The 24382-nt window shown below is 52.7% G+C and carries 18 protein-coding genes; 13 read left to right on the plus strand and 5 right to left on the minus strand.

From position 1 onward, the window contains the following. Positions 1–311 precede the first annotated feature (311 nt). The 6 genes from ccmA to K1X45_RS11285 all read left to right on the plus strand — a co-directional run bounded on the left by ccmA (position 312) and on the right by K1X45_RS11285 (position 4306). Positions 312–971 carry a heme ABC exporter ATP-binding protein CcmA gene (gene ccmA / locus K1X45_RS11260; protein ID WP_220160477.1) on the plus strand — a complete coding sequence of 220 codons (660 nt, stop codon included), beginning with the start codon at positions 312–314 and terminating at the stop codon, positions 969–971. Beyond that, a complete protein-coding gene (gene ccmB, locus K1X45_RS11265) occupies positions 968–1633 on the plus strand; it encodes a heme exporter protein CcmB (protein ID WP_220158856.1) in 666 nt (221 codons plus the stop codon). The genes ccmA and ccmB overlap by 4 nt, the downstream gene beginning before the upstream one ends. 81 nt (positions 1634–1714) lie before the next feature. Beyond that, positions 1715–2530, plus strand: coding sequence for a heme ABC transporter permease (locus K1X45_RS11270; protein WP_220158857.1), 816 nt, complete (start codon positions 1715–1717; stop codon positions 2528–2530). Next, a complete protein-coding gene (ccmD, locus tag K1X45_RS11275; RefSeq protein ID WP_075654044.1) occupies positions 2527–2685 on the plus strand; it encodes a heme exporter protein CcmD in 159 nt (52 codons plus the stop codon). The genes K1X45_RS11270 and ccmD overlap by 4 nt, the downstream gene beginning before the upstream one ends. A gap of 2 nt (positions 2686–2687) precedes the next feature. Further along, positions 2688–3299 carry a DsbE family thiol:disulfide interchange protein gene (locus K1X45_RS11280; protein ID WP_220158858.1) on the plus strand — a complete coding sequence of 204 codons (612 nt, stop codon included), beginning with the start codon at positions 2688–2690 and terminating at the stop codon, positions 3297–3299. A gap of 56 nt (positions 3300–3355) precedes the next feature. Continuing rightward, positions 3356–4306 (plus strand): hypothetical protein, encoded by a 951-nt coding sequence (locus K1X45_RS11285; protein ID WP_220158859.1) that lies wholly within the window; start codon positions 3356–3358, stop codon positions 4304–4306. Positions 4307–4352: 46 nt separating this feature from the next. Here the strand turns inward: K1X45_RS11285 and ilvD are convergent, their stop codons facing one another. The 3 genes from ilvD to K1X45_RS11300 all read right to left on the minus strand — a co-directional run bounded on the left by ilvD (position 4353) and on the right by K1X45_RS11300 (position 7180). Next, entirely contained in the window at positions 4353–6197 is a 1845-nt protein-coding gene (gene ilvD / locus K1X45_RS11290; protein ID WP_220158860.1) for a dihydroxy-acid dehydratase, read from the minus strand. A 233-nt stretch (positions 6198–6430) separates the two neighbouring features. Then, a complete protein-coding gene (locus K1X45_RS11295) occupies positions 6431–6667 on the minus strand; it encodes an Lrp/AsnC ligand binding domain-containing protein (RefSeq protein ID WP_220158861.1) in 237 nt (78 codons plus the stop codon). A gap of 123 nt (positions 6668–6790) precedes the next feature. After that, entirely contained in the window at positions 6791–7180 is a 390-nt protein-coding gene (locus K1X45_RS11300; RefSeq protein ID WP_022711318.1) for an MliC family protein, read from the minus strand. A 213-nt stretch (positions 7181–7393) separates the two neighbouring features. Here K1X45_RS11300 and K1X45_RS11305 point away from each other — a divergent pair, with 213 nt between their 5' ends. The 7 genes from K1X45_RS11305 to pncB all read left to right on the plus strand — a co-directional run bounded on the left by K1X45_RS11305 (position 7394) and on the right by pncB (position 22614). After that, entirely contained in the window at positions 7394–7822 is a 429-nt protein-coding gene (locus K1X45_RS11305) for a hypothetical protein (protein WP_213596119.1), read from the plus strand. A gap of 170 nt (positions 7823–7992) precedes the next feature. Next, the gene (locus K1X45_RS11310; RefSeq protein WP_370627120.1) at positions 7993–9012 is read left to right on the plus strand and encodes a sulfate ABC transporter substrate-binding protein; all 1020 of its coding nucleotides are present in this window, start codon (positions 7993–7995) and stop codon (positions 9010–9012) included. A gap of 24 nt (positions 9013–9036) precedes the next feature. After that, positions 9037–9948, plus strand: coding sequence for a sulfate ABC transporter permease subunit CysT (cysT, locus tag K1X45_RS11315; protein WP_220158863.1), 912 nt, complete (start codon positions 9037–9039; stop codon positions 9946–9948). After that, positions 9938–10819, plus strand: a complete 882-nt coding sequence (cysW, locus tag K1X45_RS11320; protein WP_075654050.1) for a sulfate ABC transporter permease subunit CysW — start codon at positions 9938–9940, stop codon at positions 10817–10819. The genes cysT and cysW overlap by 11 nt, the downstream gene beginning before the upstream one ends. Positions 10820–10993: 174 nt before the next feature. Next, complete coding sequence (locus K1X45_RS11325; protein ID WP_220158864.1) at positions 10994–12034, plus strand: sulfate/molybdate ABC transporter ATP-binding protein; 1041 nt, start codon at positions 10994–10996, stop codon at positions 12032–12034. A gap of 457 nt (positions 12035–12491) precedes the next feature. Further along, complete coding sequence (locus K1X45_RS11330) at positions 12492–21167, plus strand: GH36-type glycosyl hydrolase domain-containing protein (protein ID WP_220158865.1); 8676 nt, start codon at positions 12492–12494, stop codon at positions 21165–21167. Positions 21168–21309: 142 nt separating this feature from the next. Continuing rightward, positions 21310–22614 carry a nicotinate phosphoribosyltransferase gene (gene pncB / locus K1X45_RS11335; RefSeq protein ID WP_220158866.1) on the plus strand — a complete coding sequence of 435 codons (1305 nt, stop codon included), beginning with the start codon at positions 21310–21312 and terminating at the stop codon, positions 22612–22614. 30 nt (positions 22615–22644) lie between these two features. Here pncB and K1X45_RS11340 read toward each other — a convergent pair whose 3' ends face one another. After that, positions 22645–23580: a carbohydrate kinase gene (locus K1X45_RS11340; protein WP_220160478.1), complete on the minus strand. Its 936-nt coding sequence runs from the start codon at positions 23578–23580 to the stop codon at positions 22645–22647. 10 nt (positions 23581–23590) lie between these two features. Further along, complete coding sequence (locus K1X45_RS11345) at positions 23591–24337, minus strand: SDR family NAD(P)-dependent oxidoreductase (protein ID WP_022711309.1); 747 nt, start codon at positions 24335–24337, stop codon at positions 23591–23593. Positions 24338–24382 lie beyond the last annotated feature (45 nt).

Here is a 24382-nt window from a genome sequence, read left to right on the forward strand (position 1 = left end):
AGGACGAACGCCTCTGCTGCGTTTCAAGGACGCGCTTAGGTGCGGGTGCAGTCATTTCCGCTGTCCGTCCCGAGGCCTGTGCTTAACAAGGAACTTGTTTAACAAACATCAGGCTTTAGAGATCGGCCAAAAATGGTTTCCACGCCGACCGCTGGCATGGTAGCTGCTATATAGTCAGTTTTTTAAAACTGTTCCAGACTCTTAAAGCGTAAAATTATGCTGTTGCGGCGAAATGTTGCGGCTTGTTTTGTCGAGGTTCCTGATAGGGAAAACCGGACAATTTGATGAATATTCGTGGTATCGGAGGCCATATGCGGCTTGTTGCGGAAAATCTGAGCGGAGAACGGGGCGACAATCTCCTGTTCAACTCTCTGTGCGCAAGCCTGAATGATGGTCAGGCTTTGATTATCACAGGGCCGAATGGCGCAGGGAAATCAACATTGCTGCGAATCATTGCCGGTCTGTTGCCCGCTTCTGATGGTACAGTCTGGCTGGAGACGGACGACGGCTTAGAGCCGGTGATGGCGCACAGCCATTATCTCAGCACGCTCAATGCAATGAAACCGGCGCTGAGCGTTTATGAAAATCTGAAATTCTGGCAGGATTTTCACGGAAGCCCGCTGCATGATATTGATGAGGCGCTGGAAATTGTCGGCCTCTATAATATTGATCATCTGCCTTACGGCTATCTCTCCACGGGGCAGAAACGCCGTGTAACCATTGCCACGCTGCTCTGCTCGCACCGGCCATTATGGCTACTGGATGAGCCGACCTCGGGGTTGGACACCCATGCGCAAGCGATGTTTGCCGGTGTGATGCGCGAGCATTTGAAAAAGGGCGGCATGATTGTTGCGGTCACGCATATTGCGCTCGGGCTGGAGCAGGCGGGTTTTGATGCGGTGCAGCATTTGCGGCTTGAAGATTACCAACTTGGCGATCACAGTGCTGAAACGCAGGGCTGGCTGTCATGAAGGCTTTGTTCTGGCGTGATCTGCGTATTGCTATCCGTGCGGGCGGCGGAGCTTTAACCGGCATCCTGTTTTATCTGGCGGTGGCTGCAGTGGTGCCTTTCGCCGTCGGGCCTGACCTTCAATTGCTGGCGCGCATTGGCCCTGCAATGCTGTGGCTCGGTGCACTGCTGGCGGTGTTGCTTGGCCTTGACCGGTTGTTTCAGGCGGATCGTGAAGATGGTTCACTGGATGTTATGATCATGGCGCGGGAGCGTCATTTTCTGACCCTGACAGTGATTGTGAAATGTCTGGCGCATTGGGTGGCAACGGTTCTGCCGCTGGTGATTGCCGCGCCGTTTCTCGGGCTGATTATGAATATGGAGCCGCTGGCAATCGGTGCAACAGCGCTCACATTGCTGATCGGCACACCGGCGGTGATTTTTATCGGCGCATTGGGCGCGGCGCTGGCCGTTTCCATGCCGCGTGGCGGGTTGCTGGTCTCGGTGATGATCCTGCCTTTGACTATTCCGGTGCTGATTTTCGGTGTCTCGGCATCCTATGGTGCGGTGACCGAAAATGCAGCTTTTCTCTCACCTTTGCTGATGCTGTCGGCGAATACACTGATTGCTGCTATTATCGGGCCATTGGCCGCAGCTTTCGCATTGAAAATTTCGACAGATTAAACCCATATTCTGAATAAGAGTGCTGCCTCTTGCGAGGTTTCTCTAAGGATAGCTTAAGCTTACAAATATATCCGGGTATCTATGACTGAACGATCAACTGATAAAGCCTTATCTAAAGATGCACCGCGCCGCTTTCAGGCGCTGCTCGATCTGGTTAATCCGACACGCTTTCTGAGCCTGAGCAGCACAATCCTGCCATGGCTGGCGGCACTGACTGTGCTGTTATTGCTGGCCGGTCTTTATATGGTGTGGTTTGCGCCGGAAGATTATCAGCAGGGGCTGACCGTGAAGATCATGTTCATCCATGTGCCTTTCGCATGGCTGTCGATGATGTGTTACACGATGATGACGATTGCAGCACTTGGCACACTGGTCTGGCGGCATCCGCTGGCTGATGTCTCGGCCAAAGCTGCGGCGCCGCTCGGCGCGATGTTTACCGCATTAGCGCTGGTTACCGGCTCACTGTGGGGTAAGCCGATGTGGGGCACATGGTGGGTGTGGGATGCGCGCCTGACCTCGGTTTTCATTCTGTTTCTGATGTATCTCGGTATCATCGCTTTGACCCGCGCCATGGATGATCAGGCGAAAGCCGCGCGTGCCGCTGCGGTGCTGACGCTGGTTGGCTTTATCAATATTCCGATCATTAAATTCTCGGTCGACTGGTGGAATACATTGCATCAGCCTGCTTCCGTTCTGCGTATGGAAGGGCCTGCCATGCCGCCGAGCATGCTTTATCCGTTGCTGGTGATGGCATTGGCGATGACCATGTTGTTTTTCACGCTGCATCTGATGGCGATGCGTAATGAGATTTTCAGCCGTCGTATTGCGGCAATGCGCAAGATCGCAGCCCGCAATGCCGAGCGCGAAAACCGTAAACCGGCAGGAGAAGCGGCATGACGCATCTGAGCTATGTTCTTATTTCCTATGGTGTTTCTGCCACTGTGATTGTGGCAATTGTTGCATGGATATTGCTGACCCAGACACGTTTGCGGGCAGAACTTGCACGACTTGAGAAACAGGGCATTCGCCGCCGCTCGCAAAAGGCTGATTGATAATGACTGATCCGGTGAAGACATCTGGCGGAACGGATGCTCCGCAGAACAAAAAACGTGTTGTGGTGGCACTTCTGCCGCTGCTTATTTTTGCAGCACTTGCCGGTATTTTTACATGGCAGTTGCTGAGTGGAAAAAATATGCAGGAAATTCCCTCAGCTTTGATCGGGCGCGATGCGCCGCTGACCGATCTGCCTCCGCTGGAAGGATTGCGGCTGGCTGACGGAACGCTGGTACCGGGCTTGAAAGGCGCTGATCTGAAGGGGCAGGTTACGCTGGTCAATATCTGGGCATCGTGGTGTGTGCCATGCCGTGATGAGCATCCGCAGATTATGAAGCTGGGGCAGGATAAACGCATTAAAGTGGTTGGTCTGAACTATAAAGACGCGCCGGAAAATGCACTGGCCTTTCTGAATAGCCTCGGCAATCCTTACAATGTTGTCGGTACAGACCGCTCCGGCCGCGCCGGTATTGAATGGGGCGTGTACGGCGTGCCGGAAACCTTCATCGTCAACCGTGAGGGCAAAATTGTTTATAAATTCGTCGGCCCTTTGAGCTCTGAAAGTCTGATCAAACAATTTATGCCAGAGGTTGAGAAAGCTTTGGTGCAGTAGAATTAGCTGCTGAGAATTACTTTTATTGGAGACTTTTCAGGTGTTTGGAGGGTGCTTTGGGGTGGAAAAGTACAGTACGCTCAATCAATCGGGCGGTTCAACAGGCGAAAAAAGATGAATTGAAGCGCCAAAAATATGCTGAAAAAACGCAATTGATAGCCTTTTCGGCTCAAGCTGTAACTGATCTTGATGAGCATATTCATAACATAACATCTGTTCATCATTCTTCTGATCAACTCCTTGATTGGTCACATAAGAGGGAGATGATCAAAGCTTCGAGTCCTGTCTTACCATCCAAATATGATCTTGCGGTTCAAAGAGCTGCGCTGGATTTAGCTGAGTTTAAACCTAATATCTTCCGTATATTCCAAGGTGGAAATAAAGCCTGTTTCGAAAGGCTGAAAAAAACACATCAACTGGCAATACGTGCCAAAGCAAATGCTGTTGAAGATTTTAATAAGGATCATAAAGATTGGGAGGATCGTGTATCCTCAATAGAGCGAGCCTTACAGGGTGAGGTTCCGGCTTTGAAAGAGCTTTTAAAAAACATCAAAAATTTATCGGATGACTCTCGGGTTGGAAAAAATATCTTCTTTGAGATTAGTAATAGTTATATTCATGCAAAGCCAATAGTTCACAGCTCTGATATAGTTCCGGCAATAGGGCGAAAACAGCTTGCAAGTGGCCGGTTGTCTGAAACAAAGATGCCGGATGCACAATTTCATGAAATTTATCAAGATTATGTTTGTAGTGTCGCTTTTCGTGTAGGTGCAGAGGTGTTTAATACAGTGCCATTGAACACTGTTTTTGTTACATGTCACACGGATATGCTGGATGCATCAACCGGACATATTGAAGAAACAGCTATTCTATCTGTTCAGTTCATGCGAAGTACATTTGAAAAATTAAATCTTAAAAATATTGATCCATCAGATGCTTTGAGGAATTTTAAGCATAGTATGGACTTTAAGAGGTCAAAAGGGTTTGAAAAAATAACCCCTCTGTAATGTTAGGCCAGCATTTCTAATAAGAATTGCTGGCCTATTTCGTTCTTTACTCAGGTACGTGTCTCACTGCACCTTTAGCGGCGCTGGTGGCCATGGCTGCATAGGCACGAAGAGCCGTGGTGACTTTGCGCTTGCGCACTTCTGTCGGCTTCCATGCGGCAATGCCTTTGGCTTCCATCTCTGCACTGCGCTTTACTAGCACAGCATCATCAACAGCCAGATGGATTTTACGGTTCGGAATGTCGATCTCGATCAGATCGCCTTCTTCAACCAGACCGATCAAACCGCCTTCTGCCGCTTCCGGCGAAACGTGACCGATGGAGAGACCGGAAGAACCGCCGGAGAAACGACCGTCAGTGATCAGCGCACAGGCTTTGCCCAGACCCTTCGACTTCAGATAGCTGGTCGGATAGAGCATTTCCTGCATGCCCGGACCGCCGCGCGGGCCTTCATAGCGGATCAGAACAATATCGCCTTCTTTGATCTTGCCGTTGAGAATGCCGAGAACCGCACTGTCCTGACTTTCAAAAATACGGGCAGGGCCGGAGAAGGTCAGGATGCTGTCATCCACACCGGCTGTTTTAACGATACAACCATCTTCCGCCAGATTGCCGTAAAGCACGGCCAGACCGCCATCCTGAGAGAAGGCGTGTTCCTTGGTGCGGATAACGCCGTTTTCACGGTCGCTGTCGGTGTTATCGAAATAACGGTTCTGGCTGAAGGCTACCTGTGTCGGCACGCCACCCGGAGCTGCACGGAAGAACTCATGCACGCTCTCATCGGAAGAGTGTTTGATATCCCATTTTTCCAGCGCATTTTTCAATGTGCCGGAATGTACCGAGCCGACATCGGTGTTGAGCAGACCTGCGCGGTCAAGCTCACCGAGAATACCCATAATACCACCGGCGCGATGCACGTCTTCCATATGCACATCCGGCACGGCAGGGGCAACTTTACACAGCACCGGCACTTTGCGTGACAGGCGGTCAATATCGGACATGGTGAAATCCATTTCCGCTTCATGCGCTGCCGCCAGCAAATGCAGAACGGTATTGGTGGAGCCGCCCATGGCGATATCCAGTGTCATGGCATTTTCAAAAGCTGCAAAGCTGGCAACTGCACGTGGCAACACGCTTTCATCATTGCCTTCATAATAGCGTTTGCAGAGGTCAACGACCAGACGGCCGGCTTCAAGAAACAGCTCTTTACGTGCCGCATGGGTGGCAAGGGTCGAGCCGTTGCCCGGCAGCGACAGACCAAGCGCTTCGGTCAGGCAGTTCATGGAGTTGGCGGTGAACATACCGGAGCAGGAGCCGCAGGTTGGGCATGCCGAGCGCTCAATCGCGTCGACTTCTTCGTCAGTATATTTGTCGTCAGCGGCGGCGACCATAGCATCAACCAGATCAAGCTTCTTGACCTTGTCATTCCAGACAACTTTACCGGCTTCCATCGGGCCGCCGGAAACAAATACAACCGGAATATTGAGGCGCAATGCGGCCATTAGCATACCCGGCGTGATCTTGTCACAGTTGGAAATGCAGACCATCGCATCGGCGCAATGGGCATTGACCATATATTCAACCGAGTCCGCGATGATTTCACGCGACGGCAGCGAATAGAGCATGCCGTCATGACCCATTGCGATACCGTCATCAACAGCAATGGTGTTGAATTCTTTGGCAACGCCGCCTGCTTTTTCGATTTCGCGGGCGACCATCTGGCCGAGGTCTTTCAGATGCACGTGACCCGGCACAAACTGGGTGAAGGAATTGACCACGGCGATAATCGGCTTGCCGAAGTCACCGTCTTTCATGCCGGTTGCGCGCCACAGGCCGCGTGCGCCGGCCATGTTGCGGCCGTGGGTGGAAGTTCTTGAGCGATAGGCTGGCATGATCGTATTCCCTTATACATCGACAGCACTGCACCGGCGGTCTTTCCGGAAATTGCAGAAACGGCACTTTATCTTGTTGAATATGTCTTACAGTACCCGCGCGTACGGTGCAAAGTACAAATTGCCTCACATGCAAAATTCTTCGCGTGCAGCATTCAAAAATAAAAAAGCATCGCCCGTTTGAGACGGGCAATGCTTTATCGTCGATATTACCGGCGTTTCTGTGGCTGAACTCAGAAAGCTTTGAATGTCAGCGTTGTCAGCGAGCGCACAATATGCGGAATATTCAGCACATTATCATTGATGAATTTGCCGATATCATCACCTTCCTGAATGTAGATCTTTGCAAGAAGATCAAATTCACCGCTGGTGGAATAAAGTTCCGAGGCGATTTCACGCTCATAGATTGCTTTGGCAACATCATAGGTTTTGCCGGGGCTGCACTGGATCTGCAGGAATACTGGTTTCATCTCACATCTTTCCTGTAAGAGAACGGATCATATAAAATTCAAAGCAGGTCAGAAAGACTGCTATCTGACGGCACAAATAGCAGTCTGTGTGCTTTAAGGGTAGCGAAAAATCCTGCTTCAATTTTACTGTGCAGCTTTATCCTTGTTTACACAATTGCTGAACAATGTCTGTTCTTTGGCGCTGTCATCGGCTTCAAGAAAAGACAGAATGCCTTCATCGCCTTTTGTGTGCCAGCGATAGCTGTCCTGTTCATCAAGAGCGATATAACGTGCACCTGAAGCCGCTGGCCAGATACGCATCGGCACCAGCTTGCCTTCCGTGTAAAGGACAGCTGCTGATTCATCATTTTTCAGACCGTTGATATAGACAACATCCAGCTCAACATTGCGTTCGCAAATATAGGTCACTTTTGTAAGCGCCTGCATCTCGTCAGCTTCCTGCGCGGCAACACTGCCTGCAAAACCGCAAAGTAAAAGACCGGCAGAGAGTGATGGGATGATTGCTTTCAGCATCAGTTTATCCTTTTCGTTTACAGCACTTACAGAGAAGGCAGGGAACCTGCGGGCAGAAAAACAGGTCTGTTTGCGGAATTTAAAATAAGATTCTTATTTTGATCGTCCAATAAAAACCGTATCTGGCATTAATATGATTATTTGTCAGATATTTAAAAGCAGAGACAGCATAGTTCAGCAGAAAAGGCATTATAGCGCGTGATACAGGCTGGTTTGACATTTCGCAAAATATTCACCCCTGCGGGTATGCGCATCAGTGCGTTTGCTGCCCTCGCAGTGCTCACCGGTTGTGCCGGTGTGAATTATGTACAAGCCAAATATCAGGGGCTGCCTTCGGTTGAGTTCGTCGGTAAAAGCGGTGTCAATTATCGTATTGTCGATAACCAGACCGAAAGTCGTCTGTTGATCGGGCCGGGGCTGGCAGGTACAGCCACGCAGAATTTTGTCAAAGGTTTCTCAACCGGAACAGGGCTTGGAGTCACACCGCCGGTTGTGTTCCGCGATGTGGCGGAAGAATATCTGAAATCCACCGGAAAACGCTGCGAAACCCGTGATGTGACACTGGTTGTCGATCCTTATTATGAGGTGCGCTATAAGTGCAGCCTACGCAGTCCCCGTATGGGTTCGGGTATGGTTTTTTGATGCGGTACGCTGAACTGTCTTTGGCAAAGGCGAATTTTTATTTTACAATGCGCTCATTTGAGGAAGATTATTTCCGTGGGAGCGGAGTATTGAGGTTCCTGTAGCATCCTTCTCCGTTCCGGCTCTGTTAGTTTGTTTTTGAACATGAAACGGAGGCCTTGATGATACTGATGCGAAATACTTTTTCCGCCTTTGCTGCGCTGATCGCTGTATCTGCGGTGTCCATCCCTGTGCAGGCACCTGCTGCCCAGACCCTGCTGAATGTTTCTTACGATCCGACGCGGGAATTATATAAAGAATTTAACGATGCCTTTGCCAAACACTGGCAGGCCGAAACCGGTGAGACGATAACCCTGCGTACATCGCATGGCGGCTCCGGTGCGCAGGCACGCTCTGTTATTGACGGTATCCCCGCAGATGTTGTGACGCTTGCTTTGCAAAGCGATATTGATGCCATTGTCGAGAAAAGCGGCAAGATCAATGCGGACTGGCGGCAGAAATTTCCGAATAATTCCGCGCCTTACACTTCAACCATCGTTTTCCTGACCCGCAAGGGCAATCCCAAGGGCATTAAAGACTGGGGTGATCTGATTAAAGACGGGGTGGAGGTGATTACACCTAACCCGAAAACCTCCGGCGGTGCCCGCTGGAATTATCTGGCCGCATGGGCCTGGGCGCATAGCGAGTATGGCGGCGATGAAGCCAAGGTCAAAGCCTATATGACAGAGCTGTTCCGTCATGTGCCGGTGCTGGATACCGGTGCGCGCGGCTCGACCACCAGTTTTGTGCAACGCCAGTTAGGTGATGTGCTGCTGGCATGGGAAAACGAAGCCTATCTCTCGGTGGCGGAATTCGGAGCAGATTCTTTTGACATTGTCGTGCCTCCGCAATCCATTCTTGCTGAACCGCCGGTTGCTGTGGTGGATAAGAATGTCGATGCCAAAGGTACCCGCAAACAGGCAGAGGCCTTCCTGACCTATCTCTATTCCGAAGAGGGGCAGAAGATTGCAGCCAAACATTTCTACCGGCCGTCAAAACCTGAACTGGTGCCGGAGGCCGACCGTAAATGGCTGACGGATGTCAAGCTCATCACGATTGATGATCCGTTATTCGGTGGCTGGGGTAAGGCGCAGCCAGCCCATTTCGGGGATGGCGGCACATTCGATCAGATTTATAAACCGGTCAAATAAGTTCCGTCTTTCATGGTGTTACCTATGGCAGAACTCATAACAAAAACGGGCGGCGGGAAACCGGATCAGCCACATAAAAGCGGGAAAAAACCGCCCTTCTGGCAGGCATGGCGCAAGCCGTCCATCCTGCCGGGCTTTGGCCTGACTCTGGGCTTCAGTGTTGCCTATCTGTCCCTGCTGATCCTGATCCCGCTGATGGTGCTGATGCTCCATGCCGTCGGGGTGGGGCCGGCACGTTTCTGGCAGCTGGCGACTGATCCCCGATTGGTTCATGCCTTGCAGGTCAGTTTTTTCAGCGCGATCTTGGCCGCGCTGATTAATGTGGTTTTCGGCGGCATTGTTGCATGGGTGCTTGTGCGTTACCGCTTTCCGGGCAGAAGGCTGGTCGATGCGATGGTCGATCTGCCTTTCGCGCTGCCCACTGCGGTTGCCGGTATTGCACTGACAGCGCTTTATGCGCCGAAAGGCTGGATCGGTGCATGGCTGATGCCGCTGGATATCCGTATTGCTTTTACACAGGCCGGTATCGTTGTGGCGCTGGTTTTTATCGGTCTGCCATTTGTGGTGCGCACGATCCAGCCGGTGATTGAAGAGATCAGCCGTGAACAGGAAGAGGCAGCGGCAACGCTGGGTGCCAGTCGCTTTCAGACTGTGTTCCGTGTGCTGTTGCCCGGTTTGCAACCGGCTATTCTGACCGGCTTTTCGCTGGCCTTTGCCCGTGCGGTCGGGGAATATGGCTCGGTGATTTTTATCGCCGGTAACCGGCCTTATTCGACTGAAATTGCGCCTTTGCTGATCTTCATCAAACTTGAGGAATTCGATTATTCCGCAGCTACAGTGCTGGCCACGGTGATGATGCTGATTTCTTTTGTGATGCTGCTCATCGTCAATCTGATCCAGACACGGACACGCAGGAGATATGGCTATGGCAGCTAGTGCCGGAAAACTGTTTTCGCGTCGTCTGAAACATAATCACACGACCCATAACCGCTCAGCGGTCACAGAAACACCGGCTATGCGCTGGTTTCTGACAATGACAGGGCTGCTGTTTATGGCCTTGTTCATTGTGCTGCCGCTGATTGTGATCTTCGCGCAGGCTTTCAGCAAAGGCACCGGTGCTTATCTGGAGGCACTGACCGATCCGGATGCCGTTTCGGCTATCCGTTTGACTTTGCTGATTGCGGCTATTGCAGTGCCTTTGAATATGGTTTTCGGGATTGCCGCTTCATGGGCGATTGCCAAATTCGAATTTCGCGGCAAGACCTTTCTCATCACGCTGATTGATCTGCCGTTTTCGGTGTCGCCAGTGATTTCAGGGCTGGTTTTCGTGCTGCTGTTCGGCGGTAACAGTATGCTCGGATCGTGGTTTCAGTCGCATAATATCCAGATATTGTTTGCTGTTCCCGGTATTGTTCTGGCAACGATCTTTGTCACTTTTCCATTTGTTGCCCGTGAGCTGATCCCGCTGATGCAGGAGCAGGGAACAGGCGATGAAGAGGCAGCCTTGTCTCTCGGGGCAAGCGGCTGGAAAACCTTTCTCTATGTGACTTTGCCGAATATCCGCTGGGGGCTGCTTTACGGCGTGTTGCTGTGTAATGCGCGTGCAATGGGAGAGTTTGGTGCGGTGGCGGTGGTATCGGGACGTATTCGCGGATTGACCACGACTATGCCGCTGCATGTGGAGATGATGTATAGCGAGAATATCGTGGCGGCATTTGCAGTGGCATCGCTGCTGGCGGGACTGGCGCTGATAACACTCGTTTTGAAAACCATACTGGAAATGCGTTTTTCGCATGACGGGGTTTAGTTTGTAATGCGTTTTGCGCATGAATAGCGCATCCCGAAAAGTGTGAGCGGTTTTCGGATGAGATGCGCGGGAAAAGAAAGAGACAAAGTATTTCCTCTGATTTAATCAAAACCGGAAATGCTCTAATCATTAAGATGTAATGCACTGGCATGAGGGTGCCTGAAAGGATTGAGAATGGAAGTACGCGTTGTTGAGGTGCGCAAGGAGTTTGAGCAGTTTCCGGCGCTGCACAACGTTTCGCTTGATATTCGTTCAGGCGAGCTGATTGCTTTGCTCGGCCCTTCCGGCTCGGGTAAGACCACTTTATTGCGTCTGATTGCAGGACTGGAAAGCCCGACAGAAGGCACGGTTTATTTTGGCGAGGATGATGCCTCGAATAAGACTGTGCAAGAGCGTAATGTAGGGTTTGTGTTCCAGCATTATGCTCTGTTTCGTCATATGACACTGGCGCAGAATGTCGGATTTGGTTTGAAAGTGCGCCCGCGCTCTACGCGTCCGCCCAAGGCGGAAATCCATAAGCGCGCGGTTGATCTGCTCAATCTGGTGCAATTGCAGGGTTTGGAAAATCGTTACCCGGCACAGCTCTCCGGTGGCCAGCGCCAACGTGTGGCTTTGGCACGTGCCATGGCGATCGAACCGAATGTATTGTTGCTGGACGAGCCTTTCGGTGCACTGGATGCGCAGGTGCGAAAAGAACTGCGCAAGTGGCTGCGTGAGATTCATGACAGCACCGGTCATACCACCGTTTTTGTAACTCACGATCAGGATGAGGCTCTGGAACTAGCCGACCGTGTTGTGGTGATGAGTCAGGGGCGTATCGAGCAGGTGGGGACACCGGACGAGATTTATGACAGCCCGAACTCTGCTTTCGTCTATGGTTTTATCGGTGAATCCAGCCGTCTGAATGTGCGTGTCGAGCAGGGGGCACTCTGGTTGGCGGATCGCTCTCTGGGGCTGAAAACCGATCAGGCAGACGGAGAAGCCGTACTATATTTCCGCCCCCATGATGTGGAACTGGTGGAAGGATGCGGCGGCTGCATTGCCGGTGGGGTCACCGCCACACGGCGTGTGGGCGCCAAGCGCCGTGTTGAGCTGGAAGTCGGCGGTAACCGCGAAATTGTCGAGATTGAAATTCCGGCAGAGAATGAAGCGGTGACCGGCAGCCGTCTGGCGTTTCGTCCGGAATACTGGCGGGTCTTTGCCTCTCAAAACTGAGAGATACAGCTCGAAAAATGATTCTCTGAAACGCCGGATACAGGGCTGAATTTCGGCTCTGATATCCGGCGTTTTTCTTATCAGAAAGGGGGACTTTAAAAATAATTTAATCCGTTTAAAGTGCGGTCAGGCAACTTTTCTCACCCTCTGGCATTATATCAAAGCGTGCTGCCCCAGCTTTGTCAGGGCTTGCGCATTGTCGGAACGCAAATTGCAGAGGGTAGCCTGTTGATTTTTATAACGTAAAGTTAAAATCAGCTATGATTTGTGCTTTGCGATTTTACCAAATTCGACCATGGCATTCTTTGCGGACGTAATTTGGTCATAACTGTTTAACACCACCGATCATGCGTGAATCTTCATGAAATTCACGGGATCTGAAGCATGTGTTTGCGGATATGGCAAATCTGACCATCCGTAGCGGAACTTAAATCTTATAAAAGGCTGTAAAAGGCATATGCCGGCTTTGTCTTTCTCTCTTTCATCGTTGTTTTCCCGCCCTGTTGCTGACCGCCTTTTGCCGGTTCTGCCTTTGCCAATTAGGGGGCATTATAAAACACCAGAAGAATTACAACTGCTCGCTGCGGCGCTGGCCCGCAATGAAGCCGTGCGCCTGCCCGATTATGAGAAATTCGACTTTAACAAACGGCTTGCGGAAAATGCCGGTCTGATCCTGCATGCCTATCGCTCGTCCGATGCGGCATCGCGTAACGGCGAGACGATTACGCCGGCTGCCCAGTGGCTGCTCGACAATTATTACGTTGTCGATAAAAGCATGCAGCAGGCACGCCGCGATTTGCCGGACAAGTTTTTGCGCCAGCTGCCGCTGGCAGCCAATATTCATCCGGATGGTGCTGTAGCAAAAAACAGCGATGCGTCTGCCAATCTGAGCACCGAAGGCCTGCCGCGGGTTTTCGCACTGGCATGGCTCTATGTTGCCCATAGCGACAGTGGTTTTTCACTTAAAAGCCTGAAAGCGCTGATCGACGGTTTCCAGAGTGTGGAGCCGCTGCGCATCGGTGAATTATGGGCACTGCCATCGGTTATCCGTTTCATGCTGGTGGAAAATGCCCGTCGCCTGGCGCTGCGTGTTGAGCGTGCCCGTGCGATGCGTAATTTCGCCAATCGCGTGGCGGACAAGATTGTGGTCGCCTCTTCACCGGAAGAACTGCAATCCATCCTGACAGAATATAGCGAACCGGCACGCGACGGTACTTTTGCCACGCATCTGCTTTATCGTTTGCGCAGTGCTTCCACAGCGACCGGACCGGCAATTGAATGGCTGGAAGCCCAGCTTGAAGCCACCGGACGCGATGTTGAGGAGATTATTGTCGAGGAACATTCCCGCCAGTCCACCGGCGGTATGACCATGGGCAATATTATCCGCTCGCTCAAAACTATTGATGACGTGGACTGGACCTCATGGGTTGAGACTGTCAGCATTATGGATGCGATCCTGCGCGAGAACAGCGATTTCGAAAATCTCGATTTCGCCTCACGCAACAGCTATCGCGTGACCATTGAAAAGATCGCCCGCAATTCCCGTATGACGGAAATTGAGGTGACCAATACGGCTTTGCGGCTGGCGCGTGAAAAATCGCTGCGTGAGCATAAGATCACCGAGCGTGAACAAAGCGGTGCGATTGCCTATTATCTGAGCGGCAATGCCCGCACCGAGCTGGAGCAGATTTGCGGTTATACGCCGCCTTTGTCATCGCGCCTGCTGCGTCTCTATCGCGGGCTTGGCCTGTGGGGGATTGCTGCACCGGTCTGGGCAATGACCATCGGCTTGTTGGTGTTGGTTTATACCGGCATGGGTCGCATCGGTTTTGGCGAGAGCGAGCAGCTGCTTTTCACTATTCTCGCTCTGTTCCCTGCCTATGAGGCCTCACTTGGCCTGTTTAACTCGCTGGTGCCGTGGTTTGTACAGCCGAACCGTCTTGTCGGTTATGAATATCGCGATGGTCTGCCTGCCGATGCGCGCACGCTGGTTGCCGTGCCTACGCTGATTAATTCGCGCGACAGTGTGGATGAACATATCCGCAATCTCGAAGTGCATTATCTGACCAATCCGCGCGGTGAGGTTTATTTTGCAATTGTCAGTGACTGGACAGACAGCAATGTGGAAGTCACGCCTGCTGATATGGAAGTGCTGGATTATGCCCGCGAGGAAGTCGCAAGGCTTAATGCGCATTATGCCGGAGAGGATTATGCCACCAATGGTCAGGCGCGGTTCTTCTTCCTGCATCGCCGTCGTCTTTACAATCCGTCACAGGGTTGCTGGATGGGCTGGGAGCGCAAGCGCGGTAAGCTGCATGAGCTGAACCTGCTGCTGCGTGGCGACCACGACACCAGTTTCTTCCCGTCGGATGTGCCGCTGCCGCGCGATATCCGCTATGTGATGACACTGGATTCCGATACCCGTCTGACACCGCAATCGGTGACCAATCTGGTCGGTAAACTGTCACATCCGCTCAATCATCCGGTCTTTGACGAGAAAACCGGCCGTATTACCAGCGGTTACGGTATTTTGCAGCCACGCGTTACCCCGTCGCTGACCACGGGCGATGAGGCCTCATTTCTGCAGCGCGTCTTCTCCGCCAATCGTGGTATTGATCCTTATGTTTTTGCGGTTTCCGATGTTTATCAGGACCTGCTGGGCGAGGGTACTTTCACCGGTAAAGGCCTCTATGATGTTGATGCCTTTGAAAAGGTGATGCAGGGTAAGATTGAGGAAAATACAGTCCTCAGTCACGATCTTCTCGAAGGCGGCTATGCCCGTTGTGCGCTCGCCAGCGATGTCGAGGTCGTGGAAGATTACCCGACCGGCTATAATGTGGATATTTCCCGCCATCACCGCTGGGCGCGTGGTGACTGGCAGTTGCTGCCGTTTCTGTTCTCAACCGGCAAAGGTGTCAGCAATGTCACCCGCTGGAAAATGGCCGATAACCTGCGCCGTTCTCTCAACCCGATCATGTGGGTGATTGCATCTTTTGCAGGCTGGTGTTTGCTGCCGCTCGGCGTTGCCACCATCTGGCAGCTGTTCCTGATTTTGGCGATGTTCGTGCCGATGATTTTCGGTATCGTCACCAACCTTATTCCTGTGAATATGGACTATTCGCTGAAAGGCCATGCCCAGTCGGTGCTGACCGATGTGACGCTGGCTTTTGCGGATATGGCGCTGCGTCTCAGCTTCATTGCTCATAGCGCGACGCTGATGGGTGATGCGATTGTCCGCACCTTCTATCGTCTGTTTGTCTCGCGCCGTTATCTTCTGGCGTGGCGTGCGGCCGCGCAGATGAAGTCTTCCGATACGCTGGATTTCTATGTGCGGCTGATGTGGCCGTCGCTGTTGATTGGCGCATTGGCATTCCTGCTTCCGGTATTGTTCGGCAGCAAAGCGGTGCTGATTGCTGTGCCTTTTGCCGTGATCTGGATTGCTTCGCCGTGGATTGCATGGGCGGTAAGCCGCTCGGCTAAACCACAGGATACGCTGGAAGTCCGCTCAAGCGATAAAGGCGATCTGCGCCGCTATGCCCGCCGTACATGGCGCTATTTCGAAGCCTTCACCAATGAGGAAGGCAACCATCTGCCGCCGGATAATTATCAGGAAGATCCGGTGGGTATTGTGGCAATGCGCACATCCCCGACCAATATCGGTGTCTATTTCCTCTCTGTGATTTCAGCGCGTGATTTCGGCTGGATCGGCTTCAACGATACGCTGAACCGTATTGGTTTGACGCTGGATACGCTGGAGAAGATGGAGAAATTCCGTGGTCATCTCTATAACTGGTATGAGACTGATACGCTGAAACCATTGCAGCCGCTTTACGTGTCGGCAGTGGATAGCGGCAATCTGGCCGGTCATCTGGTTACACTGTCTTCGGCGCTGGAAGAATGGGCGCAGGCACCGTCCGTCTATCTGCAGGGCGATTTTGAAGGCATTCTCGACGTAAACGACATTCTGGAAGAGGCAATTGCTGCCATTCCGGATGATCGCCGTATTCTGCGCCCACTGCGTCGCCGTTTGGAAGAGCGGATTGCCAATTTCCGCCGTGCTGTGCGTTCCTTCCGCGAGGAGCCGGAAACCGCCTCTTTCCGCACCATTAATATTTCACTCTTCGCCAAGGATATTGAAAAACTGGCGCTGGAGCTGGATGACGAGCTGGAAACCACCCAGTCGCAGGAAGCGCTGGAATGGGCACGTACACTGGTTGCTACCTGTAAAGCGCATACGGATGATGCGATCGGCGAGCATAATGCGGAAGAACTGCGCATTCAGTTGCAGAGCCTTGCCAGCCGTTCCCGTCAGCTGGCTTTTGATATGGAATTCGGCTTCCTTGAGCGTAAGGAACGTCGCTTGTTGTCAATCGGCTTCCGCGTTCAGGAAAACGAACTCGATGAGAGCTGCTACGATCTTCTGGCTTCGGAAGCCCGCCTTGCCAGCCTGTTTGCGATTGCCAAGGGTGATGTGCCGGTAGAACATTGGTTCAAACTTGGCCGTCTGCTGGTGCCGGTTGGCTGGAAAGGCGCTCTGCTGTCCTGGTCAGGCTCAATGTTCGAATATCTGATGCCGCCGCTGGTGATGAATGAGCCGCTTGGCTCGCTTCTTGACCAGACCAACAAGCTGGTCGTGCAACGTCAGATCGAATATGCCACCTCGCGCGGTCTGCCTTGGGGTATTTCGGAAGCGGCCTATAATGCCCGCGATCCGCAGATGAATTACCAATATTCCAATTTCGGTGTGCCAAAACTAGGTCTGCAACGCGGTCTGTCACGTAATGCGGTGATTGCACCTTATGCGAGCCTTTTGGCTTCGCAATATCGCCCTGCTGATGCGGTTTCCAACCTGAAGACCTTGCAGAAGCTCGGCGCTTTGGGGCGTTACGGTTTCCACGATGCGGTGGATTTCACTCCGTCGCGTGTGCGTGAAGGTGAAAAATGCGCTGTGGTGAAAAACTATTATGCGCATCACCACGGCATGTCGATTATCGCGGTCAATAACGTGATTTTTGATGGTCGTATGCGCAGCCGTTTCCACTCCGATCCGGTGATTGAAGCTGCTGAACTGCTGTTGCAGGAAAAAGCACCGCGTGAAATTCCGATGGTCTATGCCAAGACGGAAAACCCGATGCGTGTGGACAGCGGCGCCTTTGATGAAGCGCCGATGCGCATTATCGAAGAGCCGCTGAAGGCACCGCGCAGTGTGCATCTGATGTCCAATGGCCAGTATTCGCTGATGCTGACGGCTGCCGGTAATGGTTACAGCCGCTGGCATGATCTGGCGATCACCCGCTTCCAGCCCGATGCGTCTGAAGGCATGCAGGGCAGCTTCCTGTTCCTGCGTGATATTGAAAGCGGACGCTGGTGGTCGGCGACGGGTGAGCCGTCGCGCCATCTGGAAACCGAAACCAAGACGGTATTCACGGAAGACAAGGCCGAGTTCTACAAGACCTCCGGTGATATCAAGACTGTGGTGGAAACCATTGTCACCACCGATGTCGATGGTGAAGGGCGCCGGATTGATATTATCAATACCAGTTCGCGCGACCGTGTAATCGAGGTCACATCCTATGCGGAGCTGGTGCTGAATAATCCGGATACGGATGATGCACATCCGGCTTTTGCCAAGATGTTTGTGGAAACGGAAATCGCACCGGACGGCACAACAATCTATGCCAAACGTCGCAAACGTGCACCGTCGGACACGGAAGTGCATGTGGCGCATTTCGTGACTGATTTATCGGGCGCTGTGCGTGAAACGGAAGCCGAAACCGACCGTCGCGTCTTTATCGGCCGTGGCCGTACGCTGCGTAATCCGGCGGCTTTTGATCCGGAGATGAAGTTTACCGGCAGTCAGGGCACCGTGCTTGATCCGGTTGCCTCATTGCGTACCCGTGTCCGTGTTCCGGCGCATAAAAAAGTGTCGCTGGTGTTCTGGACACTGGCGGGCGGTTCGCGCTCTTATCTGGAAGAGAAGGCTGCAGTTCTGCGTTATCCTGAGGCCTTTGCCCGTGAATATACTTTGTCATGGACACGTAGCCAAGTGCGTCTGCACCATGTCGGCATCAAACCGGCAGAAGCGACAGATTACCAGAAAACTGCTGCCTATCTGATCTATCCGGATCGCGCTTTGCGTCAGCCTTCAGAAGTGATTGCAGCCGGTCTTGGTGCGCAGTCTGATCTCTGGCCATTGTCGATTTCCGGCGATGATCCGATTTTCGTGCTGCGCATTGACAATGAGGCTGATCTTGAAGTGCTGCGCGGTGTGCTGAAAGCACAGGAATACTGGCGTGAAAAAGGCCTCACCGTTGATGTGGTGGTGGTCAATGAGCGGGCATTCTCCTATGCGCAGGATACCCAGCGTGCAGTTGAATGGCTGACAGAAAGCTTCCGTGTCCGCTCGCAGCATCAGGGTCAGAAACAGCATATTTTCACAGTGCGTCGTGATCAGATGAGCGAGGCGTCCTATAATACGCTGCTGGCGGCTGCACGCATTGTGATGCATGCGCAGAACGGTTCTCTGGCAGAGCAGCTCAAGCGTATTCAGGAGCTCTCCGTTGATCTGGCACATCGCAAAGAAACCAAACCGGAAAGTGCTGATCCGCGTCTGAACCGCCGCGACAGCCGTCTGGCTGCAGAAGCTGATGCTGCTCAGCAAAGCGGTGATGGTGTAAAAGCCATCGCCAAATTGCCGGGTGTGGCTCCGCGCCAGTCTATAACAAGTAAACCGGTTTCCGGTGACGGGCTGGAATTCTGGAACAGCTATGGCGGTTTTGATACAGACGGCAATTATGTTGTGCGTCTCAATGGTGACCGCACAACGCCGCATCCGTGGATCAATGTGATTGCCAATGCGGAATTCGGTTTCCATGTTTCGGCGGAAGGTTCCGCTTTCACATGGAGCGGTAACAGCCGTGACTATCAGCTGACCCCATGGTCAAATGATCCGGTTTCCAATCTGCCGGGCGAGGCGCTTTATATCGCGGATCGTGACAGCGGTAAGGTCTTCGCACCTGCGGCCAATGTCATTCGCGATGCGGATGTGACCTATGAAGCGCGTCACGATCAGGGCTTTAGCACATTCACCTCTAAACATGGTGATGTGCTCTGTGAACTGACAATGACGGTCGATCCGGACAAGCCGGTGCGCCTGACGCGTCTGCGTCTTGTCAATCGCGGCCAGTCGATGAAACGTCTGCGGCTCTATAATTATGCGGAATGGGTGCTGGGCAATGTCCGGGCTAAAAATGCCGCTTATATTGTGCCGCGTTTTGATGAAGAACTGGGCGCACTCTTTGCCCGTAATCCTTATCATACGGACAAGGCAGGGCAGGTGGCTTTCCTGACGGCAAATATTCTGCCGGCATCAGTCACCTCTGATCGTCAGGAATTTATCGGGGCTACCGGTTCCGTTACCGAGCCGGATTGTGTGATGCAGGGTAAATCCCTGTCTGGCACAGTCGAGGCCGGACGCGATCCTTGTGCGGCTCTGAGTTATGATCTGGAACTGAGTGCAGGACAGACCAAAGACATTCTGTTCATTCTTGGCAATGCCAAAGATGAAGAGACAGCACAGGGACTGATTACCTATAGCCGTGGTCTGGATATGGATGATCTGCTGGCACGCACTTCCGAGCAATGGCAGAATTTTACAGCGCCATTGCAGGTGAAAACGCCGGATCGCTCTTTCGATCTGATGGTCAATCGCTGGCTGCCTTATCAGAGCATGGCTTCGCGTATTCTGGCGCGTGCGGCGTTCTATCAGGCCAGCGGTGCCTATGGTTTCCGCGATCAGTTGCAGGACACGCTGTCATTGCTGATGCTTGATCCGCTCTTGGCACGTAAGCAATTGCTCAATGTTGCCGGTCGTCAGTTTACTGAAGGTGATGTGCAGCATTGGTGGTTGCCGGTGACGGGTGCAGGCGTGCGCACACTGATTTCCGATGATGTGGTGTGGCTGTCCTATGCGGCAACGCTCTATACGCAGGTGACCGGCGATCTGGCGGTGCTTGATGAGGAAGTTGCTTATCTGCAGGGCCGTGCTTTGGGCGAGGGCGAACATGACGCTTTCTACCAGCCGGAAACCTCCGACAAAACCGATACGGTCTATGAGCATTGCGTGAAAGGGCTGGAACTGGCCATGCAGCGCACCGGTCAGCATGGTCTGCCGCTGATCCTTGGCGGCGACTGGAATGACGGCATGAACCTTGTTGGCGTTGAAGGTAAAGGCGAGAGCGTCTGGCTCGGCTGGTTCCTGAGCTATACGTTGCAGCAGTTTATTCCGCTGAGTGTTTCGCGCGGCGATAAGAAGCGTGCGGAAGCTATGCAGAAGCATCTGGATGCTCTGAACAAGGCGCTGGAAGAGCATGGCTGGGATGGCGAATGGTATCGTCGCGGTTATTTCGATGACGGCGCACCGCTTGGTTCTCACCTGAGTGACGAATGCCAGATTGATGCGATTGCCCAGAGCTGGGCTGTGTTGTCCGGCGTGGCTGATCCGACGCGTGCGACCCAAGCAATGGTTTCACTTGAAAAGCATTTGCTGGATGAAGAGGGCGGCTTGCTGCGTCTGTTCACTCCGCCATTTGACAAGACTGAACATGAGCCGGGTTATATTAAAGGTTATCCGCGTGGTGTGCGTGAGAATGGCGGGCAATATACCCATGGTACCACATGGGCGATCATGGCTCTGACCAAACTTGGCCGCGGTGATGAGGCTTACAAGCTGTTCTCGCTGATTAACCCGGTGCATCACGGTGAAAATCCTGAGACCTACCGTGTTGAGCCTTATGTGATTGCAGCGGATATTTACTCTGTTGAGCCACGTCGCGGTCAGGGTGGCTGGACATGGTATACCGGTTCTGCCGGCTGGTTCTACCGTGTGGCGACAGAGGGGATTCTCGGCTTGAGCAAGCGCGGCAATGCGCTGTTCCTCAATCCGGTATTACCGTCTGACTGGGATGGTTTCGAGCTGGATTACCGCCATGGTGAGGCACTGTATAAAATCATTGTGCGCAATAAAGCCGGTCGGGACAGTTTGAAAGTGGATGGCAAAGCAGTCAAAAAACGCGATGCCGGTATTGCACTGACCACACAGGGACAGCACGAAATTGTGCTCGAACTGAAATAAGTCAAAGCAGACAGAACTTTAAATAAAGGGCGGTGAGCAATCATCGCCCTTTATTTTTGCTGAATTCTGCTTATGGTCTGTCCAACAAGAATGATGCTCAGGATGAGAATAAATCTCATCGGATCAGATAAGGACATCTGGCATGACCAGAACAGATATTGCGCAGCGCGTTTATAACCATACGTGGAAGCTGGATCCGATTGTCCGCAGTCTGCTGGATACGGATTTTTATAAGCTTTTGATGCTGCAAATGATCTGGGGGCTTTATCCGCAGGTGGATGCCACATTTTCGCTGATTAACCGCTCCAAAACCGTGCGGCTTGCCGATGAGATTGATGAAGGTGAGTTGCGTGCGCAACTCGATCATGCCCGCTCATTACGTATGACCAAAAAGGAAATGATCTGGCTGGCCGGTAATACATTCTATGGCCGCAAGCAGATTTTCACGCCAGAATTTCTGCAATGGCTCAGCACATTCCAGCTGCCGGAATATGAGCTGACACGCCGCGACGGACAATATGAACTGCATTTCCACGGACCGTGGACGCATACGACAATGTGGGAAATTCCGGCGCTGGCGATTATCAATGAGCTACGCTCCCGCGCAGCGATGAAGTCTCTCGGGCCTTTCGCGCTGGATGTGCTGTATGCCCGCGCCAAGGCCAAAATGTGGGGCAAGGTTGATCGCCTGCGCCAATTGCCGGATTTGAAAATCTCTGATTTCGGCACCCGCCGCCGCCATTCATTTCTTTGGCAGCGCTGGTGTGTGGAAGCGTTGAAAGAAGGTATCGGCGATGCCTTTACCGGCACCAGCAATGTGCTTCTGGCAATGGATACTGATCTGGAAGCGCTTGGCACCAATGCCCATGAATTGCCGATGGTGCTGGCAGCTATGGCCGATACGGATGAAGAGCTGCGCTCGGCACCTTACCGCGTGCTGCAAGACTGGAACCGTTATTATGGCGGCAATCTTTTGATCGTGCTGCCGGATGCATTCGGCACCACAGCATTCCTGCGCGATGCGCCGGACTGGGTTGCAGATTGGACAGGTTTCCGCCCCGACAGTTCTCCACCTATTGAGGGCGGAGAGCGGATTATTGAATGGTGGAAATCAAAGGGCAAAGACCCGCGTGAGAAATTGCTGATCTTCTCCGATGCACTGGATGTAGATACGATTGAAGAGACCTACCGACATTTTGAAGGTCGTGTACGGATGAGCTTTGGTTGGGGCACCAATCTCACCAATGATTTCATCGGCTGCGCACCGAAGCACGTTTCGGGACTAGGGGCCATTTCGCTGGTCTGTAAGGTGATTGATGCCAATGGCCGTCCGGCGGTGAAGCTCTCGGACAATCCGTCAAAGGCGACCGGCGATCCGGAGGCGGTTAAACGCTATATCGAGTTTTTCGGCGGTGAAGATCGGGTCACTCAGGAAGTGCGTGTATAAAAAGATGGCCTCATTACTGAGGCCATCTTTTTATTTCATTTCATAATCCCATGGGGGATTGGCACCGGCACGCGATACAGTAATCGCTGCGGCTTTGATGCCAAAGGCGATGGCTTCGGTCAGCTGTTCTTGCGAGATGGCCGCAAGGGATTGCTTATTCAGCAGGCCTTGCTTTTCAAGGCTCACCAGCACACCGGCATTGACCGTATCACCGGCACCGACCGTATCGGCTACGGTGACTTTTTCGCCGCCGATACTGACTTTACCGCAATCCGCATAGGCTACGGCACCATCCGCGCCTTTGGTGACGATGATGATTTTAGGTCCGTTCTGTCCCTCTGCGGCCAGCCAGCTGCGGATAATCGCATCATGATCCGTGCCTTCATCAAACCAGAGCAGGTCTTCATCAGAGACTTTGACAATATCAGCCAGTGCAATCATCCGCTTGATCCGCGCCAGATGGGCGGCTTTGTCAGGAATGAAATTCGGGCGGATATTCGGGTCAAGCATTGTCACGCGGTTTGGTGCTTCCCGCCGCATCAGTGCTTCATAAGTACTGCCGCAAGGTTCGGGAATGAGGCTAATACCGCCAAACATCAGAGCGCTGACATCATCACCCAGTTCCGGCAGTTGTGCCTCACTGAGCAAACGACCGGCGGTGTTTTCATCGTAGAAATTATAGCTCGCCTGACCATTCTTCAGCCGGACAAAGGCAAGCGTTGTCGGTTGATCCGAGATCGCACAAAACCGCGTATCAACGCGGGATTTTTCCAGCGTATCGCGCAGGATTTGCCCAAGAAAATCCGATGAAAGGCCGGAGAAAAATCCGGCCTTTGTACCCAGCCTACCAATGGCGATGGCTGTGTTGAACACGGAGCCGCCTGCATGTGGCACAAAGCCGGTCTCGCCGCTCTGTGTTTCGCGCGGCAGCATATCAATCAGCGCTTCTCCGCAGGAGAGGATCATGCTCTCACCCTTAAACGTGTTGACCGCCATTGATGTGGATTTCCGAGCCGGTCACGTAGGATGAGGCTTCAGTGCAGAGGAAATAGATGGTTTCAGCCACTTCCGATGTCTGACCAAGGCGGCGCAGAGGCATCTGCTCCACCAGCTTTTCTGTGCCCGGTGACAGGATGGAAGTTTCAATCTCGCCCGGTGCAATCGCATTGACGCGGATGCCATGCGGGCCGAAGTCTGAGGCCATTTCGCGGGTCAGACCGGCAAGCGCTGCTTTTGAAGTTGCATAGGCGGTACCGGCAAAGGGATGCACGCGGCTTCCGGCAATTGAGGTGACATTGACGACGGAACCCTGCGCTGCTTCCAGTTCTTTAAATAATCCGCGCGCCAGCATGATCGGTGCAAAGAAGTTTACCTGAAACACATCGCGCCAAGTGGCCATTTGGGTTTCAATGGAATTGAGGCGGCTCCCGCCTGCGCCTTTTGGCGAAATACCGGCATTGTTGACCAAGGCATTAAGCTGGCCACCATTGTCTTCCAGACGACGGCGGATTTCCGAAATTGCACGACCGATATCTTCCGGATCAGCCAGATCAACCTTGATATGATCTTCAGGGCCAGCAGGCCACGGGCAGTTGTCGGAAAAATCCTGTCGTGAGCAGGTGATGACACGCCAGCCCGCCCGTGAAAAACGCTTCACGGTTGCATGGCCGATACCGCGGCTGGCACCGGTCAGTACGATGGTTTTTTTAGGCGTATCAGTCATTTTACTCGGGCCTTTATCGCTAATTTTAAGTGGACACTATCACTA

The sequence above is a fragment of the Pseudochrobactrum sp. Wa41.01b-1 genome, assembly GCF_019464455.1.
GTDB classification, from domain to species: Bacteria; Pseudomonadota; Alphaproteobacteria; order Rhizobiales; family Rhizobiaceae; genus Pseudochrobactrum; species Pseudochrobactrum saccharolyticum.

Coding starts and splice junctions, on each gene's coding strand:
- ccmA (WP_220160477.1), top strand. CDS start 312: ATGCGGCTTGTTGCGGAAAATCTGAGCGGAGAACGGGGCGACAATCTC.
- ccmB (WP_220158856.1), top strand. CDS start 968: ATGAAGGCTTTGTTCTGGCGTGATCTGCGTATTGCTATCCGTGCGGGC.
- K1X45_RS11270 (WP_220158857.1), top strand. CDS start 1,715: ATGACTGAACGATCAACTGATAAAGCCTTATCTAAAGATGCACCGCGC.
- ccmD (WP_075654044.1), top strand. CDS start 2,527: ATGACGCATCTGAGCTATGTTCTTATTTCCTATGGTGTTTCTGCCACT.
- K1X45_RS11280 (WP_220158858.1), top strand. CDS start 2,688: ATGACTGATCCGGTGAAGACATCTGGCGGAACGGATGCTCCGCAGAAC.
- ilvD (WP_220158860.1), bottom strand. CDS start 6,197: ATGCCAGCCTATCGCTCAAGAACTTCCACCCACGGCCGCAACATGGCC.
- K1X45_RS11295 (WP_220158861.1), bottom strand. CDS start 6,667: ATGAAACCAGTATTCCTGCAGATCCAGTGCAGCCCCGGCAAAACCTAT.
- K1X45_RS11300 (WP_022711318.1), bottom strand. CDS start 7,180: ATGCTGAAAGCAATCATCCCATCACTCTCTGCCGGTCTTTTACTTTGC.
- K1X45_RS11310 (WP_370627120.1), top strand. CDS start 7,993: ATGCGAAATACTTTTTCCGCCTTTGCTGCGCTGATCGCTGTATCTGCG.
- cysT (WP_220158863.1), top strand. CDS start 9,037: ATGGCAGAACTCATAACAAAAACGGGCGGCGGGAAACCGGATCAGCCA.
- cysW (WP_075654050.1), top strand. CDS start 9,938: ATGGCAGCTAGTGCCGGAAAACTGTTTTCGCGTCGTCTGAAACATAAT.
- K1X45_RS11325 (WP_220158864.1), top strand. CDS start 10,994: ATGGAAGTACGCGTTGTTGAGGTGCGCAAGGAGTTTGAGCAGTTTCCG.
- K1X45_RS11330 (WP_220158865.1), top strand. CDS start 12,492: ATGCCGGCTTTGTCTTTCTCTCTTTCATCGTTGTTTTCCCGCCCTGTT.
- pncB (WP_220158866.1), top strand. CDS start 21,310: ATGACCAGAACAGATATTGCGCAGCGCGTTTATAACCATACGTGGAAG.
- K1X45_RS11340 (WP_220160478.1), bottom strand. CDS start 23,580: ATGATCCTCTCCTGCGGAGAAGCGCTGATTGATATGCTGCCGCGCGAA.
- K1X45_RS11345 (WP_022711309.1), bottom strand. CDS start 24,337: ATGACTGATACGCCTAAAAAAACCATCGTACTGACCGGTGCCAGCCGC.